The sequence below is a fragment of the Pseudomonas sp. TH08 genome (genome assembly GCF_016651275.1).
Lineage (GTDB): Bacteria > Pseudomonadota > Gammaproteobacteria > Pseudomonadales > Pseudomonadaceae > Aquipseudomonas.
Map to the genome: position 1 here is coordinate 367,075 of NZ_JAEKEE010000003.1, position 17,739 is coordinate 384,813.

A 17,739-nucleotide genomic window follows, 5' to 3' on the forward strand; every position below is an offset into this window, starting at 1 on the left:
ATGACATTTGGGTGACAGGCAAAGATCGCAGCCTGTGGCAGCGCCTACACAGGTCTGCGATCTATTGATGTTTATGCGGCGGCTTTACCGGCCGCGACCATCGCCGAAGCCGCCAGCATTGCCCGCAACAACACTGCACAGCCCGCCGCCAGATCGTCCGGCGCTGCGTTTTCGATTTCGTTGTGGCTGATCCCGCCTTCACACGGCACGAAGATCATCCCCGCAGGACCGAGTTCGGCGAGGAAAATCGCGTCATGCCCGGCACCGCTGACGATGTCCATGTGCGACAGACCCAGGCCTTTGGCGGCGCCGCGCACGGCTTCGACGCAGCCTTTTTCAAAGTACAGCGGCGGGAAGTCGGCGGTCGGCGTCAGTTCATAGGTCAGACCATGTTCTTCGCAGGTAGCTTCAATGACTTGCTTGACCTCGGCGATCATCGAATCCAGACGCGCCGGTTCCAGATGGCGGAAGTCGAGGGTCATGCGCACTTCGCCGGGGATGACGTTGCGCGAGCCGGGATAGGCTTGCAGGCAACCGACGGTGCCGCACGCGTGCGGTTGATGGCCGAGGGCGGCACGGTTAACTGCACCGACGATCACCGATGCCCCGACCAGCGCATCTTTGCGCAGGTGCATCGGGGTTGGGCCAGCGTGCGCTTCGACGCCACGCAGCTTGAGGTCGAACCACTTCTGTCCCAGCGCGCCGAGCACTACGCCGATGGTTTTCTGTTCGTCTTCGAGAATCGGGCCTTGTTCGATGTGCGCTTCGAAATAGGCGCCGACCTTGTGCCCGCTGACTTTGCGTTGCCCGGCGTAACCGATGGCATTGAGCGCTTCGCCCACGGTGACGCCATCGGCATCGACTTTGGCGAGGGTTTCTTCGAGGGTGAATTTCTCGGCAAACACGCCCGAGCCCATCATGCACGGGGCGAAACGCGAGCCTTCTTCATTGGTCCAGACCACCACTTCCAGCGGTGCTTCGGTTTCCACGTTGAGGTCGTTGAGCGTACGCAGCACTTCGACGCCAGCGAGTACGCCGAAGCAGCCGTCGAACTTGCCGCCGGTGGGTTGCGTGTCGATGTGGCTGCCGGTCATCACCGGCGGCAGGTTGGGATTGCGACCGGGACGGCGGGCGAAGATGTTGCCGACCTCATCGACCGTGACGCTGCATCCGGCGTCCTTGCACCATTGCACGAACAGGTCGCGGGCCTGGCGGTCGAGGTCGGTCAGGGCCAGGCGACAGACGCCACCCTTGACCGTGGCACCGAGCTTGGCCAGTTCCATGAGCGACGCCCACAAGCGGTCGCGGTTGATGTGCTGATGGGTCGATTGCAGAACGTCTACGGCTGCGTTCATGGGGATCTCCTCAGGCTGCGTTTCTTATGGATATTTCTCTGGTGTCTGGTAGATCGCTTTCGCGAGCAGGCTCGCTCCCACAGGGGAAATGCATTTCAAATGTAGGAGCGAGCCCGCTCGCGAAGAGGCCGGCCGCTACACCGCTGTTTTCACGGCAGAAGGCTGCGCGCGCATCACGCACAACCCGTAATAAATCAATCCGCCCAGCGCCGAGCCGGTGAACCAGCCATAGCTGTAAAACCAGCTGAACGCATCGCTACCCAGCGACAGCAACGTCAGCACCACCGGCACCCCAAAGGCGAGAAAACCGGCCCGATTCCACGCCGGATAAACGTCATCGCGGTACAACCCGGCGAGGTCCAGTTGCTGTTTCTTGATCAGGAAATAGTCCACCACCATGATCCCGGCAATCGGCCCGAGCAGGCTCGAATAACCCAGCAACCAGTTCGAATACACGGTTTCCAGGCTAACGTCGGACACGATCAAACCCAGCTTCTTCAGTAACTCATGGGCCATCAACGCCAACCCGACAAACCCGGTCAGCAACACCGCTTTGGTGCGGTTGATCACCTTGGGAGCGATGTTCTGGAAGTCGTTGGTGGGCGAGACGATATTGGCGGCGGTGTTGGTCGATAGTGTGGCGATGATAATCAGCGCCATGGCCACCGCAACCCACACCGGGCTCTGGATATGACCGATCAGGCTAACCGGATCAGATACCGTTACACCGACCAGTTTTACCGACGCCGCGGTCATGATCACGCCGAGGGAGGCGAACAGAAACATCGTCAGTGGCAGGCCGAAAATCTGCCCGAGGATCTGATCCTTCTGACTTTTGGCGTAGCGGCTGAAGTCCGGAATATTCAGCGACAACGTTGCCCAGAACCCCACCATCGCCGTCAGCCCGGCAGCGAAGTAACTCACCACACTGGCGCCTTCAGGACGTTTCGGTGGGATCGCCAGCAGTTCAGTCATCGACACATTGGGCATCGCCCACACCAGCAAGCCGATGCCGACCGCCACCAGCAGTGGCGCCGACAAGGTTTCCAGCCACTTGATCGACTCGGCGCCGCGAATCACCACCCACAGGTTCAACGCCCAGAAGATCATGAAGCCGATCACCTCCCCCGTGCCGCCGAGGGATTTCCAGCCCTCGAACACCGAGCCGAGAAACAGGTGAATCGCCAGGCCGCCAAACATCGTCTGAATCCCGAACCAGCCACACGCCACCAATGCGCGAATCAGACACGGCACATTGGAACCGAGGATGCCGAACGAGGAACGCAGCAGTACCGGAAACGGGATGCCGTACTTGGTACCGGGAAAAGCATTCAGGGTAAGGGGAATCAGCACGATGACGTTGGCAAACAGAATGGCCAGCAGCGCTTCACCGACACTCAAGCCGAAGTACGCCGTCAGCACGCCGCCGAGGGTGTAGGTCGGCACGCAGATCGACATGCCGACCCACAGCGCAGTGATGTGCCATTTGTTCCAGGTTCGTTCGCGCACCTTGGTCGGTGCCATGTCGTGGTTGTATCGGGGGCTGTCGAGGACGTCGCTGCCGGCTTCGAGCTCGAACAAGCCGTCGCGCTCGGTTACTTGCGATCTGTTCTGTTGCATGGCTGCTCCACGGTTTTTTTTGATTATTTTTGCTCATCGGGCGGCTGCACACACAGGTGCGAACCGGACGATGGCCGGAGGAACTGACAACTTTCATGCACCGGCCACGGTGTCAGCGGCGGCATCAATAAACGTGCCGGGTGCCCCGCTTGCGCATCGGGCGGTGTTTCAAACGCTTTGCAACTTTCTGATATCTATCAGTTTTAATTATTCACCGAGTGAGTCCGCGAATACTTGTCTGAACGCTCAGGCTAAACGTCCGGCAAGTTGTCCGAACAGACAGGACTCAAACTGGTGCACTGCATTTATTTTCATGCTGTGCGAACAACCGCAGCTCAACTTCAAGCGGCTGATTTCACATAGGAAATCTTGCTCATATTTCCATCCTGTCAAGTGCGTCAAAATGGTGAGCAGCCTCACCATTTTGGTGACTTTCATTTTTTATCGTTGTTTTTCAATGAGTTAAAACAACTATAAGCTTATAAAAAATAATCTTGATCTATTCCAGAACTGAGACTAGCTTCTATTCCTGACAGCACTGACAGGAATACACCCTGCACCGCTGTACATCAATAAAACATTTAGAACCGACACAAGTCGGTCATGCCTGCGAGGAACTCGGAATGTCTCTGTTGATCCGTGGCGCCACCGTTGTTACCCATGATGAAAGTTACCGCGCCGACGTCTATTGCGCCGACGGCGTGATCAAAGCCGTGGGTGAAAACCTCGACATTCCCGCAGGTGCCGAAGTGCTCGACGGCAGCGGCCAATACCTGATGCCCGGCGGCATCGATCCGCACACCCATATGCAGCTCCCGTTCATGGGCACCGTGGCCAGCGAAGACTTTTACAGCGGCACCGCTGCGGGTCTGGCCGGTGGCACTACGTCGATCATCGACTTCGTGATTCCCAATCCGCAGCAGTCACTGATGGAAGCGTTTCATCAGTGGCGCGGCTGGGCAGAAAAATCCGCGTCCGACTATGGTTTCCACGTTGCGATCACCTGGTGGAGCGAACAGGTGCGTGAAGAAATGGCCGAGTTGGTCAGTCATCACGGGATCAACAGCTTCAAGCATTTCATGGCGTACAAGAACGCGATCATGGCCGCCGACGATACTTTGGTCGCGAGCTTCGAACGCTGCCTGGAACTCGGCGCGGTGCCGACCGTACACGCGGAAAACGGCGAACTGGTCTTTCACCTGCAACGCAAATTGATGGCTCAAGGCATCACTGGGCCGGAAGCGCATCCGCTGTCGCGCCCTTCGCAGGTTGAAGGTGAAGCGGCGAGCCGGGCGATTCGTATCGCCGAAACCATTGGCACGCCGTTGTATCTGGTGCACGTTTCGACCAAGGAAGCCCTCGACGAAATCACCTACGCGCGCAGCAAGGGCCAACCGGTTTACGGCGAAGTGCTGGCCGGGCATTTGCTGCTCGACGACAGCGTCTACCAACACCCGGACTGGCAGACCGCCGCCGGTTACGTGATGAGCCCACCGTTCCGACCACGTGGCCATCAAGAGGCACTTTGGCACGGCCTGCAGAACGGCAATTTGCACACCACCGCCACCGACCATTGCTGCTTCTGCGCCGAGCAGAAAGCCGCCGGACGCGATGACTTCAGCAAGATTCCCAATGGCACTGCCGGTATCGAAGACCGCATGGCCGTGCTTTGGGATGAAGGGGTGAACAGCGGTCGTTTGTCGATGCAGGATTTCGTCGCCCTCACGTCCACCAATACCGCGAAAATCTTCAATCTCTACCCGCGCAAAGGCGCTATCCGGGTCGGCGCCGATGCCGACCTGGTGCTGTGGGATCCGCAAGGAACCCGCACCATTTCCGCCAAGACCCACCATCAACAGGTCGACTTCAACATCTTCGAAGGCAAGACCGTGCGCGGCGTGCCGAGCCATACCGTCAGCCAGGGCCGTGTGGTCTGGGCCGATGGCGACCTGCGCGCCGAGCGTGGCGCCGGGCGCTATATCGAACGGCCGGCGTACCCGGCGGTATTTGATTTGCTGAGCAAGCGGGCTGAGTTGCATAAGCCAGTTGCCGTGAAACGCTGAAAACGAGGCCTTCGGCCTTCGCGAGCAGGCTCGCTCCCACAGGGGAATGCATTCCAAATGTGGGAGCGAGCCTGCTCGCGAAGGGGCACGTCCAGACACCACAAAAACCACTGCCCATCAGAGGCAGAGAACCTCAAATAACCGTGAGGCAAAAAACCGTGATCGAGACCCTGAACCATCTCCCCCATCCGCACGAAAGCGCGGCCGCCCTCGCCGGCCACTTCACCGATCTGGCGCCGCCGCTCAACGCCCGCCAGGCGCATCTGGAAGCCTCGCGCTGCCTGTATTGCTACGACGCGCCGTGCGTGAATGCCTGTCCGAGCGAGATCGATATTCCTTCATTTATCCGCAATATTCATCAGGACAACGTGCCCGGCGCGGCGCAGAAAATCCTCTCGGCGAACATCCTCGGCGGCAGTTGCGCGCGGGTGTGTCCGACCGAAATCCTTTGCCAGCAAGCCTGCGTGCGCAACAACGCCCATGAATGCGCGCCGGTGTTGATCGGCCTGTTGCAACGCTACGCCGTGGACAACGCACACTTCACCGAACACCCGTTCCAGCGCGCCGCCGCCACCGGTAAACGCATCGCCGTGGTCGGCGCCGGGCCGGCAGGCTTGTCCTGCGCCCATCGCAGTGCCATGCACGGCCATGACGTGGTGATTTTCGAAGCGCGGGAGAAAGCGGGAGGCCTCAATGAATACGGGATCGCCAAGTACAAACTGGTCGACGATTACGCGCAAAAGGAGTTGGATTTCCTTCTGCAAATCGGCGGCATCGAGATCCGTCACGGGCAGAAACTGGGTGACAATCTGACCCTCAGCGAACTGCATCAGCAGTTCGACGCCGTGTTCCTTGGCCTTGGCCTGAATGCCAGTAAACAACTGGGGCTGACCCACGAAGACGCCCCCGGTCTGCTCGCCGCCACTGACTACATTCGCGAACTGCGTCAGGCCGATGACCTCACGCAACTGCCGCTGGCCGAGCGCTGCATCGTCCTCGGCGCTGGCAATACCGCCATCGACATGGCCGTGCAAATGGCCCGCCTCGGAGCCCGCGACGTCAATCTGGTCTATCGCCGTGGCGCGGCCGACATGGGCGCGACCGGGCACGAACAGGACATCGCCAAAGCCAATCAGGTACGCCTGCTGACCTGGGCGCAACCGGAAGAAGTGCTGCTCGACGAGCAAGGGCATGTGCGAGGCATGCGTTTCGCCAGCACCGATCTGGTCGACGGTCGCTTGCAAGCCACTGGCGAAACCTTCGAGCTGGCCGCTGATGCAATCTTCAAAGCCATCGGTCAGGCCTTCGACGGCAACGCCCTCGCCGACCCGCTGGCCCGCGAACTCAAGCGTCAGGGCGAACGCATTCAGGTCGATGAAAACCTGCGCACCAGCATTCCCGGCGTTTATGCCGGCGGTGACTGCACCAGCCTCGATCAGGACTTGACCGTGCAAGCCGTGCAGCACGGCAAACTCGCCGCCGAGGCGATCAACACGCAACTGATGCTCAACGTGGAGGCTGCGTAAATGGCCGATCTCTCGATAGTCTTCGCCGGCATCAAAGCGCCAAACCCTTTCTGGCTGGCCTCCGCGCCACCCACCGACAAGGCCTACAACGTCGTCCGTGCCTTCGAAGCAGGCTGGGGCGGCGTGGTCTGGAAAACCCTCGGCGAGGACCCGGCAGCGGTCAACGTCTCGTCGCGCTACTCGGCGCATTACGGCAACAACCGTGAAGTGCTGGGCATCAACAACATCGAGCTGATCACCGACCGCTCGCTGGAAATCAACCTGCGTGAAATCACTCAGGTGAAGAAGGATTGGCCGGATCGCGCGCTGATCGTCTCACTGATGGTGCCGTGCGTCGAGGAATCGTGGAAACACATTCTGCCGCTGGTCGAAGCCACTGGCGCCGACGGCATCGAGCTGAATTTCGGCTGCCCGCACGGCATGCCGGAGCGCGGCATGGGTGCGGCGGTCGGTCAGGTGCCGGAGTATGTCGAACAGGTGACGCGCTGGTGCAAGACTTATTGCTCGCTGCCGGTGATCGTCAAGCTGACGCCGAACATCACTGACATCCGCGTCGCCGCCCGCGCCGCACATCGCGGCGGCGCCGATGCGGTGTCGTTGATCAACACGATCAACTCGATCACCAGCGTCGACCTCGAACACATGGTCGCCTTGCCGACGGTCGGCAGCAAAAGCACTCACGGCGGCTATTGCGGCTCGGCGGTGAAGCCGATTGCGCTGAACATGGTCGCCGAAATCGCTCGTGATCCGCAGACTCAAGGCTTACCGATTTGTGGGATTGGCGGCATCGGCAGTTGGCGCGATGCGGCGGAGTTCATGGCGCTGGGCAGCGGCGCGGTGCAGGTGTGTACGGCGGCAATGCTCCACGGTTTCCGCATTGTCGAGGAGATGAAGGACGGCTTATCGCGGTGGATGGACAGTCAGGGCTACGCCAATATCGCCGAGTTTTCCGGGCGAGCCGTGGGCAACACTACCGACTGGAAGTACCTGGATATCAACTATCAGGTAATCGCGAAAATCGATCAGGAGGCTTGCATTGGTTGCGGGCGCTGCCACATTGCTTGCGAAGACACGTCACACCAGGCAATCAGCAGCCTGAAACAGGCGGACGGCACGCATAAATATGAAGTGATCGATGACGAGTGTGTGGGCTGTAATTTGTGCCAGATCACCTGTCCGGTGGCGGATTGCATCGAGATGGTACCGACGGAAACGGGCAAGCCGTTTCTGGACTGGAATCATGATCCGAGAAATCCCTACCATGTCAGTCTTTGAGGTCGGCGGCGGCTGAACCCACGCTTTCGCGAGCAGGCTCGCTCCCACATTTGCAATGCATGTCCCTGTGGGAGCGAGCCTGCTCGCGAAGAGGCCAGCCCGGTCACCAAAGACTCAGGGTTCCAATCCGATCCCGCGCAGGATCACGCTCGTCACCGTCTGCACCGCACGCTCGAACTGCATGTCCGACAGCGGCTGGTGATCATTCAAGATATTCACCTGGTGATCAAAGTCAGCGTAATGCTGGGTCGACGCCCAGATCATGTACAGCAGACTCGACGGCTCCACCGGCAAAATCCGTTTGTCTTCGACCCACTGACGAATCTTCGCTTCCTTCATTTTCGCCCAGTCATACAGACTGACATCCAGCGCCTCGCCCAACGTCGGTGCGCCATGGATGATTTCGTTGGCCCAGACTTTCGAGCCGTACGGCCGACTGCGAGAGTGGTTCATCTTGGCGCGGATGTAGCTGCTGAGCACCACGCGCGGGTCATCGAACATCTCAAAGCACAGCGCGTCCTGCTTCCACACCTCCAGCAGGTCGAACAGCACGGCGCTGTACAACTCGCTTTTGGTCGAGAAGTAGTAATGCAGGTTGGAACGCGGCAGTTGCACTTCGGCGGCGATGTCGGCCATGGCCGTGCCCGCGAAGCCTTTTTCGGCGAAGACTTTTTCCGCTGCCAGAAGGATTTTGTCGACATTACTGCGGCGGATTTCGATCTTGTGATTGCCCATGTGGGCTCCCTGACAACAACGTTGTTGAAGACTAGCATCCGCTCTGCCACCGGGGCGACCGCTGCAAACAAAACTTCGTACTGGCGTGGCCGGATGGCTAAACTGGCAGCTTCTTCGATCCTGCCTCAGAGGTATCCGCGATGCTGTTCAAGAACGTCCTGACCACTACTGCCCTGCTCGCCTCGCTGTTCGCCGCTTCGTCGGTATTCGCCCACGCCCATCTTAAAAGCCAGACCCCGGCCGCCGACAGCACCGTCGCTGCCCCCGCCGATTTGCGCCTGACGTTCTCCGAAGGCGTTGAGGCCAGCTTCACCAAAGTCGCCCTGACCAAGGATGGCGCGCCGGTCGCGGTCAAAGCGCTGACCACCGAAGGCGACAAGAAAATCCTCATCGTCACCCCGGCTGCACCGCTGACTGCTGGCGAGTACAAAGTCGAATGGCACGCGGTATCGGTTGATACGCACAAAAGCGAAGGTGCTTATCAGTTCAAGGTTGGCCAGTAATTCATGAGTGAAGCGCTGGTGCTGTGCCGGTTCCTGCATTTCAGCGTGGTGTTGATGCTGTTCGGGGCCTGGCTGTTCAGGCCGTTATTGCTCAAGGCTGACGCGCCGCCAGTAGACCGGCACCTGGCGCGACTGGCGCGTTGGCTAACCGCGATCGCGCTGGTCAGCGGGATTGCCTGGGCACTGTTGATTACCGCGAGCATGGCCGGGTCGGCAGTGGCGGCGTTTGATCCGGACACGCTTGCGCTGGTGCTGGGCAATACGTTTTTCGGTCAAGTGTGGCGCTGGCATCTGCTGATCAATGCCGCGTTGTTGGCGCTGCTGTTTACCCCGTGGCGCTCCAGCATGCCGCTGCGGTTGGGCTTGAGTGGTTTGCTGCTGGCGACGCTGGCACCGGTCGGGCATGGCGCGATGCTCGATGGTTTGAGTGGGCAGTTGCTGATTCTCAACCAGATCATTCATCTGACCTGCGTCGCCGCATGGCTGGGTGGACTGTTGTTGCTGGTGATGATTTTGCGTCAGCCGAGTGAGCCGATGCCGGCGATTTTGCGCCGTTTCAGCGGTGTCGGGTATGCGTTGGTGGCCGGGCTGCTGATCACGGGTTTGATCAACGTGCGCGTGCTGACCGGGCAGTGGTGGCCGACGCCGTTGTTCAGCGGGTTTGCCTTGATTCTGTTGATCAAGGCAATGATTGTGCTGGGGATGCTCGGGTTGGCGTTATTCAATCGCTTGCGCATGGATGATTGCGAACAGCGAATGGGCAGCCTGCGGCGCAGTGTGATGCTCGAATGGCTGCTGGGTATCGGCGCCGTAGCCGCCGTCTCGCTGCTCGGCACCCTGCCCCCGATGATCACAACCTAAAGGTCACAGAGCCCCCTGTAGGAGTGAGCCTGCTCGCGATAGCGGTGAATCAGTAACGAATATTTCGCCTGACATACCGCTATCGCGAGCAGGCTCACTCCTACATTGGATTTGTGTTGATCTTAATGCGGTTGGGTGTCGCCCGCGGCGGTGTCGATGCTGACCACCACCGACATCCCCGGCCGCAAACGTTCCTCCTCCTGCTGCCCCTCATCAATGGTGATCCGCACCGGCACGCGCTGGGCGATTTTGACGAAGTTGCCGGTCGCGTTATCCGCCTGCAACAAGGCGAACTCAGACCCCGTCGCCGGCGAAATATGCTGCACATGCCCGGTGAATTTGCGGTGGTTCAACGCATCGACGGTGAAGCGCACCGGTTGCCCGACCCGTATGTTGTCCATCTGCGTTTCCTTCATGTTGGCGATCACCCACTTCTGGTCCGGCACCAACGCCATCAACTGCGCCCCGGAGTTGACGTAAGCGCCGAGGCGCACGCCGATCTGCCCGAGCTGACCGTCACGCGGCGCAACGATCCGCGTGTTCGACAAATCGATCCGTGCCAATTGCACCGCTGCTTCGGCGCTGGCTACCGCCGCCTCCAGCGAGCCACGATTGACGATCACGGTTTGCAGATCCTGCCGGGCGATTTCCAGATTGGCCTTGGCCTGCGCCACGGCAGCAATGCCTTGGGCATTGGCGGCCAGGGTTACGTCCATTTCGCGCTTGGAAACGGAGCCGTCGCTCACCAGTTCCTTGTTGCGGCGTAAATCCGCCTCACTCTTGCGCAGTTGCGCCTCGCTGTCGGCCACTGCGGCCTGACGCAGTTTGATCGTCGCCTCGGCGCTGTTGCGCTGCTGCACGACATTGGCCAGTGCTGCTTTCTGTACCGCCAATTGCGCCAGCGACTGATCGAGACGCTGCTGATAAATACGGTCGTCCAGCCGCACCAGCAAATCCCCAGCCTTCACGTACTGGAAATCCTGCACCGGCACTTCATACACGTAGCCGGCGAGCTGCGGGCCGATGATCGTCACTTGCCCGCGTATCAAGGCATTCTCGGTGGTCTCGACCGCACTGCTGAACGGTGGCAATTGCCACGCATACAGGACGATCAACACGCCGACAATGGCAATCGCGGCAAAGCCCATTGAGGAGATAATCCGCACCCGCAGCGAGCGCGGTTCAGTGTTCGGCGATGATGGCGGCGCCACGCCCTCAGGGGTGGCGGCGATGGCATTGGTGGTCGTGGTGGTCGGTTCGGTCATGAAGAAGTGGCACCGCTAGAAGGTACGGAAGGCGCTGCGGCAACGGCTTTGGTGGTACTCATCAGCCACAGTGCGCGAATGGAAATCCAGATCATGGTCAGCACCGCAATCACCGCGATGAGCATGAACACATCGTTATAGGCCAGCACGTTCGCTTCGCGAGTGGCCGCGCTGGCCAGGCTGCGAATGCCGGCCAGATTGCGCAGGCTCGGGTCGGCCAGCAGCGAGCCGTAGGCCGAGCCACCGCTCTGCACGCGCGCGGCCACCAACGGGTCAGACAACACCAATTGCTCAACGATGTGGCTGGAATGAAATTTCTCCCGGACGATCTGGAACGTACCGAGCAACGCCGCGCCGATCAACCCGCCGAGGTTATTGCAGATACCAAACAGCACGGAAAAACTCACCAGGTTACGTGGATTGGTCAGCACATTACGGGTGCCCAGAACCATGGTCGGGCCGAGGAAAAACGTGCTGCCGAACGCCAGCAGAAACTGGCTGAGATAGAGGTTTTCCGGGCGCGTCAGATTATTGGAAAAACTGTCCATGACCGAACCGGTCGCCATCAGCGCGAGCGAGATGATCAGTGGCATGAGCAGGTGTTTCGGGTTGATGGTCAGCGCACTGGTTGCCAGGCCGGCAACGCTGCCGATCAGCATCACCACGTAAAGACTGTGCAACTGCTCGCTGCTCATGTTGAGGGTCTGCATGAAACCCACGGCGCCGGTGGATTGCTCGGAAGTGACCATGCGAATCAGCACCACCGCCAGCGCCAGACGGATCATCACTCCACTGCCCAGCCAACGCGTCATCAACATCGGGTTGCTGCGATTGTGCTCAATGGCCAGGCCGGTGAGGATCAGCGCAATCGAGGCGGCCAACGCCACGCCAATCCAGTTGGCCTCAAGCCACCAGTCGATCCGTCCCAGCGACAGCACTGCGCACAGCAGCGCCACGCCCGTGGCAAGAATCGCGAAGGTCAGGAAGTCGAGTTTTTCGAAGGTTTTGAAGCGATCGCCCGGTGGCAACTTGAGCATCAAGACACAGCCCAGCGACAACAGCGCCATGCCCAATTCGAACAGGTACAAACCGCGCCATTCAGCAATCTGCAGCAGATCTTCGGAAAACAATCGCGCCAGTGGCAGCGCCAGTTGTGAAGTACCAAGACCGAGCACCAGCGCCTTCATCCGCCATTTCGCCGGGAACGCCTGCACCATGTAATACAGACCCAGCGAACTGAGCGCCGCGCCGACCATGCCGTGGGCCGCACGCACTGCCACGGCCGAGTTCAAGTCGTTGACGAACAAATGGCCGAAGGTCACCAGCGCATACAGCACCAGAAATACCTCGGTGAATGCGCGCAGACCGAACTGCTGGCGAAACTTCACCAGCAACAGGTTCATCGAGACGTTGGTCATCACGTACGCCGCCGGCAGCCAGGCCATTTCTGCGGTGGTCGCGCCGAGTGCGCCTTGCAGATAAGTCAGGTTGGCCACCACCAGCGAGTTGCCCAAACCACCGGTCAACGCCACCAACAGCCCGACCAGCGCATAGGCCAGGCGCTTCGGATTGGAGTGCAGCGGCGTCGAGGGGGAACCGGGCAGGCTGGGCTTCTCGTGCGGCTGCCAGTTGCGCGGGGCGTAGTGATCCATTGAATAGCCTTGTGCGAAAGGTGATTGAAGTTTGCCGCAAATCGTCCTGCAAACCCATATCCCTTGTAGGAGTGAGCCTGCTCGCGATAGCGGTATATCAGTCACTATTATTGTGGATTGTTAAATCGCTATCGCGAGCAGGCTCACTCCTACACCGGAATTGTGTGAAGCCCGATTGGTAAAAATTGTTTAAAAGTCATCTCGCCCACAGCGGATTATTCCCGGGCGCAACAAATGCCACCCTTGCGGCACTTCTCAACCCCAAGGTGCCCGTTATGACCACACCCCACCGCCAACGCTCCCCGCGTCTGCTGAAAAACCTCCTGGCCGCCGCGCTACTGTTGCCCGCCCTCGCTTTTGCCCAGGAGCGGCCATGGCCGGATGGCTCGCAACTGGTGATCTCGGTATCGATGCAATTCGAGACCGGTGGCCAACCCGACGGCGCAGAAAGTCCATTCTCCGGCAGCCCTTTACCCAAAGGCTACCCGGATCTGCCGGCGCAGACCTGGTTCGATTACGGTCACAAGGAAGGTTTGTGGCGCATGCTCGATTTGTGGGATCGCACCGGGATCAAAGTCACCTCCCACGTGGTCGGCGAGGCTGCGATAAAGCACCCGGAGCTGGCAAAGGCGATTGCCGAACGTGGCCATGAGCTCGCAGCGCATGGTATGCGCTGGGCCGACTCCTACAACATGAGTTACGCGCAGGAAAAACAATTCATCGGCGACGGTGTGGCGGCGGTGGAAAAACTCACCGGCCAGCGCTCGGTCGGCTACAACGCCAATTGGCTAAGGCGCAGCCCCAATACGCTGAAGGTGTTGCATGATCTCAACTTCACCTATCACATCGATGACGTCAGCCGCGACGAGCCCTTCGTGACGATGGTGCGCGGGCGTAAATTCGCCGTGGTGCCGTACACCCTGCGCAACAACGATATCGTCTTGGTCGAGGGCCGGCATTTTTCCGCCGACCAGTTTTATCAGCAACTGGTGCTGGAGTTCGATCGGCTCTATGCCGAAGGTGCGAGCAAGCGACGGATGATGTCGGTCAGTCTGCACGACCGCATCGGCGGTACGCCGGCGATGGTCGAGGCGATGGAGCGGTTCATCCGTTACGCCCAGTCGCACCCGAAGGTGAGCTTCAAGCGCAAGGATCGGATTGCGCAGATCGTGCTGACCGAGAAAAATCCGCTGATCGATAACAGTGAAGCCGCCTACAACCAGTAATCGAACGCAGAATAATTGTGGCGAGGGAGCTTGCTCCCTCGCCACCGGTAAGGCTCAGGCACGCAGCACCATGTAAGCCGCCACCACCAGACAGACACTGGCAAACCCCACCTGCAAGGCCCGCGCCGGCACTCGCGCGCACAGCTTGCGCCCGATGATCATGCCGACAACGCTGGCAACGATAAACGCCACCCCCTGACTGTCGATGCGTACGCCTGCGTGGAACGAGCCGATAACGCCAATCACGGAAATCAGGCTGATCACCATCAACGACGTGGCAACGATGCCGCGCATCTGCACATCGGTCAGTTGCTTGAACGCCGGCACGATCAAAAAGCCTCCGCCGACGCCAAGCAGTCCGGAAACCACCCCGGTAATCGCGCCCAATGCCGCCAGGGTCGCCGTGCATTTCGCGGTCCAGTCGAAGCGCCCGGTTTCCTCGTTGAGCATGCAGTTTTTTTGGCCCCAACTGGCGTGACCGTGATCGCTTGGCCCTTCCTGCTGGCGCTCGCGCCGCAACATGCGCCAGGCCACCATGACCATCAGCAGGCTGAACAGAATCATCAGGATCTTTTCCGGCAACTGGTGCGCGCAGTAGATTCCCAGCGGTGAAAACACTGCACCAAGCGCCGCGATCAGCAACGCCGCGCGGTAGCGCACCAGACCATGACGCAAGCCATCAATCGCCCCGACCGCCGCCGCGCTGCCGACCGCAAACAACGCGACCGGCGCCGCTTGCGTCATCGTCCAGCCGAGCCCGAGCACCAGCGCCGGCACCGCGAGAATACCGCCGCCGGCGCCGGTCAGACCGAGCACCAAACCCATCACCACGCCAAACAGACTTGCCAGCAACATAGGGTTTTCTCAGTCGACCTTGGACAGACTTGTCAGCCACTCGCGACCCTTGAGCATGCCGTTCCAGTAGAACCACGGCAGCAGCGTCGCCTTGAGAAACCACGCCGAACGCCGCGCCACGGTCGGGTCCAGAGCAAAGGTCGGCAGCAACTTGCCGGCGTAACCGAACTCGGCGAGGATCACCTTGCCCTTTTCCACCGTCAGCGGGCAGGAGCCGTAACCGTCGTACTTCAGCGGCAGCGGTTGTTGCTTGCGCAGGGCGAGCAGGTTTTCCGCGACCACGACGACTTGCTTACGCACCGCTGCCGCGGTTTTCGCATTGCTGGTGCCACAGATATCACCCAGTGCGAATACCTCGGGATAACGCGGGTGCTGCAGGCTGTGCGGATTGACTTCACACCAGCCGGCCGCATCGGCCAAAGGGCTGTGTGCGATGAAGTCTGGCGAAACCTGCGGCGGTACCACGTGCAACAGATCGAAGGTTTTCGCCTCGCGGGTGACGTTGCCGTCGGCGTCCCTGATCTCGAACCATGCGGTTTTTGCCGGGCCGTCGACCTTGACCAGGTTCGAGTTGAAGGCCAGTTTCGCGTTGTACTTTTCGATGTACTTCATCAATGGCGGCACAAACGTCGGCACACCAAACAGTGCGGCGCCGGCCAGATTGAATTCGACGTTGATGTTGTTCAGCACGCCGCTTTTGAGCCAGTGATCGCAAGACAGATACAGCGCTTTTTGCGGTGCGCCGGCGCATTTGATCGGCATCGCCGGTTGGGTGAACAGCGCCTTGCCGCCGCGCAGCTTCTGCACTTGATCCCACGTGTATTGCGCGTGCTGATAGCTGTAATTAGAGGTGACGCCGTGCTGGCCGAGGCTGTCCTGCAAGCCTTCGATCTTTTCCCAGGCCAGGCGCAGGCCGGGGCAGACGATCAGGTTCTGATAACTGACGGTGCGCTGATCGTTGAGGGTGAGTTGTTTTTTGTCGGGGTCAATGCCGGTGACGGCTGCTTGAATCCAAGTGGCTTGGCGCGGCAGCACGTTGGCCATCGGCCGGACAGTGTCTTTGACGTCGTAGGCGCCAGCGCCGACCAGCGTCCACGCCGGTTGGTAGTAATGCTGGGCGCTGGGTTCGATGACGGTGATTTTCAGCTGCGGATCACGCTTGAGCAGGCTGGCGATAAAACCGATACCGGCCGTGCCGCCGCCGATGACCACGATATCTGCACTGATGGATGGGCCCCAGTGTTGATCGTTCATTGCTTGTTCCTTTTGCTGCACGCAAGGATTCCCCAGTCATCACACAAATCCATTGTAGGAGTGAGCCTGCTCGCGATAGCGGTGAATCAGTCAATAAGATGTTGGCTGACCCAGCGCTATCGCGAGCAGGCGAAGGCCTACTGGGGGTTTGGGTTGGCTGGCATTTATTGAAGACCCAAATTTTTCAGCACCGCCCCGCAATAGAGCCCGGACAGGGTCTTCATCACTTGAATCACTTCGTGACTGGCCAGGCCGTAAAAAATGTACTTGCCTTCACGGCGGGTCGCGACCAGCCCCTCATCACGCAAGATGCCCAATTGCTGGGACAGCGTTGGTTGGCGCACGCCGGTCATGGTCTCCAGTTCGCCCACATTGCGTTCGCCCTGAGTCAGTTGACACAAAATCAACAGACGATCTTCATTGGCCAACGCCTTGAGCAACGCGCAGGCTTTGGACGCCGAGGCGCGCAGCTGGGCGACTTCACATTCGGTCAGACTGGATTGCATTTGCACGATGCCTTCAAGGTCACTTAAGCTGCGAACATTATGTTTTTACATAAAGTGTTGCAACCCCGAATGCTTTTTCGCCCACTCGTACAGGTTTGTGTCCATGCCCGCGCTGATTGAAGCTTTCCTCGACCCCGCCTCCTCGACCTACAGCTACGTGGTCTATGAAGCCGATGGCGGACAGTGCGCAATCGTCGATCCGGTGCTCGATTACGACGGCGCCGCCGGACGCACCTGCACCGCCCAGGCCGACAAAATCATTGCTTTCGTCCACGCGCACAACCTGCACGTGCAATGGCTGCTGGAAACCCACGCCCACGCCGACCACCTGTCTGCGGCGCCGTATCTGCGCCGGAAGCTGGGCGGCAAAATCGCCATTGGCGAGTCGATCAGCAAAGTGCAAAACGTATTCAAGACGCTGTTCAATCTGGAGCCGGAGTTCTGCGTGGATGGCTCGCAGTTCGATCATCTGTTTGCACCGAACGAGTCATTCCGCATTGGCAACCTCAAGGCCACCGCCCTGCATGTGCCAGGGCACACGCCGGCGGACATGGCCTACTTGATTGACGGTGAACAGATATTGGTCGGCGATACGCTGTTCATGCCGGATGTCGGCACCGCGCGGTGTGACTTTCCCGGCGGCAACGCCAATCAGTTGTTCGCTTCAATCCAGAAACTGCTGGCGTTTCCGGCGAGTGTGAAGCTCTACGTTTGCCACGATTACCCGCCTGAGAACCGCGAGTCGCAATGCCAGACCACCGTCGGTGAGCAGCGCAAAAACAATATTCACGTGCATGACGGGGTTGATGAGGCGGCGTTTGTCGAGATGCGCACGAAGCGTGATGCCGGGCTGGGCATGCCAACATTGTTGCTGCCGGCGATCCAGGTGAATGTGCGCGCGGGGAATTTTCCGGCTGCCGAAGGAAATGGCGTCACCTACCTGAAGATTCCGCTCAACAAGATGTGAGTTGATCTCCCCCGTCTATTTTTCGCGCCCTCATTGAATGTACCGCTCTGGACCAAGCCTTAGCCAAAACGTCTAT

The 17,739-nt window shown here is 59.7% G+C and carries 16 protein-coding genes; 7 read left to right on the forward strand and 9 right to left on the reverse strand.

Annotated elements, in window-relative coordinates:
- Positions 1–71 precede the first annotated feature (71 nt).
- The 3 genes from JFT91_RS14965 to JFT91_RS14975 all read right to left on the reverse strand — a co-directional run bounded on the left by JFT91_RS14965 (position 72) and on the right by JFT91_RS14975 (position 3,413).
- Complete coding sequence (locus JFT91_RS14965) at positions 72–1,355, reverse strand: Zn-dependent hydrolase (RefSeq protein WP_201232870.1); 1,284 nt, start codon at positions 1,353–1,355, stop codon at positions 72–74.
- 135 nt (positions 1,356–1,490) lie between these two features.
- On the reverse strand, positions 1,491–2,975 hold the full coding sequence (locus JFT91_RS14970; RefSeq protein WP_201232871.1) for an NCS1 family nucleobase:cation symporter-1: 1,485 nt from the start codon (positions 2,973–2,975) through the stop codon (positions 1,491–1,493).
- Between the two features lie 246 nt (positions 2,976–3,221).
- On the reverse strand, positions 3,222–3,413 hold the full coding sequence (locus JFT91_RS14975; RefSeq protein ID WP_201232872.1) for a hypothetical protein: 192 nt from the start codon (positions 3,411–3,413) through the stop codon (positions 3,222–3,224).
- Between the two features lie 185 nt (positions 3,414–3,598).
- Here JFT91_RS14975 and hydA point away from each other — a divergent pair, with 185 nt between their 5' ends.
- The 3 genes from hydA to preA all read left to right on the forward strand — a co-directional run bounded on the left by hydA (position 3,599) and on the right by preA (position 7,839).
- Positions 3,599–5,038 (forward strand): dihydropyrimidinase, encoded by a 1,440-nt coding sequence (hydA, locus tag JFT91_RS14980; protein ID WP_201232873.1) that lies wholly within the window; start codon positions 3,599–3,601, stop codon positions 5,036–5,038.
- 158 nt (positions 5,039–5,196) lie between these two features.
- Positions 5,197–6,564, forward strand: coding sequence for an FAD-dependent oxidoreductase (locus JFT91_RS14985; RefSeq protein WP_201232874.1), 1,368 nt, complete (start codon positions 5,197–5,199; stop codon positions 6,562–6,564).
- A complete protein-coding gene (gene preA, locus JFT91_RS14990; protein ID WP_201226278.1) occupies positions 6,565–7,839 on the forward strand; it encodes an NAD-dependent dihydropyrimidine dehydrogenase subunit PreA in 1,275 nt (424 codons plus the stop codon).
- A gap of 114 nt (positions 7,840–7,953) precedes the next feature.
- Here the strand turns inward: preA and JFT91_RS14995 are convergent, their stop codons facing one another.
- Positions 7,954–8,574, reverse strand: a complete 621-nt coding sequence (locus JFT91_RS14995) for a TetR/AcrR family transcriptional regulator (RefSeq protein ID WP_201226279.1) — start codon at positions 8,572–8,574, stop codon at positions 7,954–7,956.
- A gap of 140 nt (positions 8,575–8,714) precedes the next feature.
- On the opposite strand from JFT91_RS14995, the gene copC reads away from it, so the two are divergent.
- Positions 8,715–9,077, forward strand: coding sequence for a copper homeostasis periplasmic binding protein CopC (gene copC / locus JFT91_RS15000; protein WP_201226280.1), 363 nt, complete (start codon positions 8,715–8,717; stop codon positions 9,075–9,077).
- A 3-nt stretch (positions 9,078–9,080) separates the two neighbouring features.
- On the forward strand, positions 9,081–9,938 hold the full coding sequence (copD, locus tag JFT91_RS15005; RefSeq protein ID WP_201232875.1) for a copper homeostasis membrane protein CopD: 858 nt from the start codon (positions 9,081–9,083) through the stop codon (positions 9,936–9,938).
- Between the two features lie 122 nt (positions 9,939–10,060).
- On the opposite strand, the gene JFT91_RS15010 is transcribed toward copD, so the two are convergent.
- Positions 10,061–11,203, reverse strand: a complete 1,143-nt coding sequence (locus JFT91_RS15010) for an HlyD family secretion protein (RefSeq protein WP_201226282.1) — start codon at positions 11,201–11,203, stop codon at positions 10,061–10,063.
- Positions 11,200–12,855 (reverse strand): MFS transporter, encoded by a 1,656-nt coding sequence (locus JFT91_RS15015; RefSeq protein ID WP_201232876.1) that lies wholly within the window; start codon positions 12,853–12,855, stop codon positions 11,200–11,202. The genes JFT91_RS15010 and JFT91_RS15015 overlap by 4 nt, the downstream gene beginning before the upstream one ends.
- A 275-nt stretch (positions 12,856–13,130) precedes the next feature.
- Between JFT91_RS15015 and JFT91_RS15020 the strand changes: the two genes are divergently transcribed.
- Positions 13,131–14,081, forward strand: a complete 951-nt coding sequence (locus JFT91_RS15020; protein ID WP_201232877.1) for a polysaccharide deacetylase family protein — start codon at positions 13,131–13,133, stop codon at positions 14,079–14,081.
- A 54-nt stretch (positions 14,082–14,135) separates the two neighbouring features.
- Here the strand turns inward: JFT91_RS15020 and JFT91_RS15025 are convergent, their stop codons facing one another.
- The 3 genes from JFT91_RS15025 to JFT91_RS15035 form a co-directional block, all read right to left on the reverse strand.
- Positions 14,136–14,936 (reverse strand): sulfite exporter TauE/SafE family protein, encoded by an 801-nt coding sequence (locus JFT91_RS15025; RefSeq protein ID WP_201232878.1) that lies wholly within the window; start codon positions 14,934–14,936, stop codon positions 14,136–14,138.
- A 9-nt stretch (positions 14,937–14,945) separates the two neighbouring features.
- Positions 14,946–16,190 (reverse strand): NAD(P)/FAD-dependent oxidoreductase, encoded by a 1,245-nt coding sequence (locus JFT91_RS15030; protein ID WP_201232879.1) that lies wholly within the window; start codon positions 16,188–16,190, stop codon positions 14,946–14,948.
- A gap of 164 nt (positions 16,191–16,354) precedes the next feature.
- Positions 16,355–16,696, reverse strand: a complete 342-nt coding sequence (locus JFT91_RS15035) for an ArsR/SmtB family transcription factor (protein ID WP_201226291.1) — start codon at positions 16,694–16,696, stop codon at positions 16,355–16,357.
- A 103-nt stretch (positions 16,697–16,799) separates the two neighbouring features.
- Between JFT91_RS15035 and JFT91_RS15040 the strand changes: the two genes are divergently transcribed.
- Entirely contained in the window at positions 16,800–17,663 is an 864-nt protein-coding gene (locus tag JFT91_RS15040) for an MBL fold metallo-hydrolase (RefSeq protein ID WP_201232880.1), read from the forward strand.
- The last annotated feature ends 76 nt before the right edge of the window (positions 17,664–17,739 follow it).

Excerpts from the sequence above, each read along its gene's own strand:
- JFT91_RS15035 (WP_201226291.1), bottom strand. The coding sequence starts at position 16,696 with ATGCAATCCAGTCTGACCGAATGTGAAGTCGCCCAGCTGCGCGCCTCG.
- JFT91_RS14975 (WP_201232872.1), bottom strand. The coding sequence starts at position 3,413 with ATGAAAGTCACCAAAATGGTGAGGCTGCTCACCATTTTGACGCACTTG.
- JFT91_RS15040 (WP_201232880.1), top strand. The coding sequence starts at position 16,800 with ATGCCCGCGCTGATTGAAGCTTTCCTCGACCCCGCCTCCTCGACCTAC.
- JFT91_RS15015 (WP_201232876.1), bottom strand. The coding sequence starts at position 12,855 with ATGGATCACTACGCCCCGCGCAACTGGCAGCCGCACGAGAAGCCCAGC.
- JFT91_RS15030 (WP_201232879.1), bottom strand. The coding sequence starts at position 16,190 with ATGAACGATCAACACTGGGGCCCATCCATCAGTGCAGATATCGTGGTC.
- preA (WP_201226278.1), top strand. The coding sequence starts at position 6,565 with ATGGCCGATCTCTCGATAGTCTTCGCCGGCATCAAAGCGCCAAACCCT.
- JFT91_RS14965 (WP_201232870.1), bottom strand. The coding sequence starts at position 1,355 with ATGAACGCAGCCGTAGACGTTCTGCAATCGACCCATCAGCACATCAAC.
- JFT91_RS14995 (WP_201226279.1), bottom strand. The coding sequence starts at position 8,574 with ATGGGCAATCACAAGATCGAAATCCGCCGCAGTAATGTCGACAAAATC.
- JFT91_RS15010 (WP_201226282.1), bottom strand. The coding sequence starts at position 11,203 with ATGACCGAACCGACCACCACGACCACCAATGCCATCGCCGCCACCCCT.
- copD (WP_201232875.1), top strand. The coding sequence starts at position 9,081 with ATGAGTGAAGCGCTGGTGCTGTGCCGGTTCCTGCATTTCAGCGTGGTG.
- JFT91_RS15020 (WP_201232877.1), top strand. The coding sequence starts at position 13,131 with ATGACCACACCCCACCGCCAACGCTCCCCGCGTCTGCTGAAAAACCTC.
- copC (WP_201226280.1), top strand. The coding sequence starts at position 8,715 with ATGCTGTTCAAGAACGTCCTGACCACTACTGCCCTGCTCGCCTCGCTG.
- JFT91_RS15025 (WP_201232878.1), bottom strand. The coding sequence starts at position 14,936 with ATGTTGCTGGCAAGTCTGTTTGGCGTGGTGATGGGTTTGGTGCTCGGT.
- JFT91_RS14970 (WP_201232871.1), bottom strand. The coding sequence starts at position 2,975 with ATGCAACAGAACAGATCGCAAGTAACCGAGCGCGACGGCTTGTTCGAG.
- hydA (WP_201232873.1), top strand. The coding sequence starts at position 3,599 with ATGTCTCTGTTGATCCGTGGCGCCACCGTTGTTACCCATGATGAAAGT.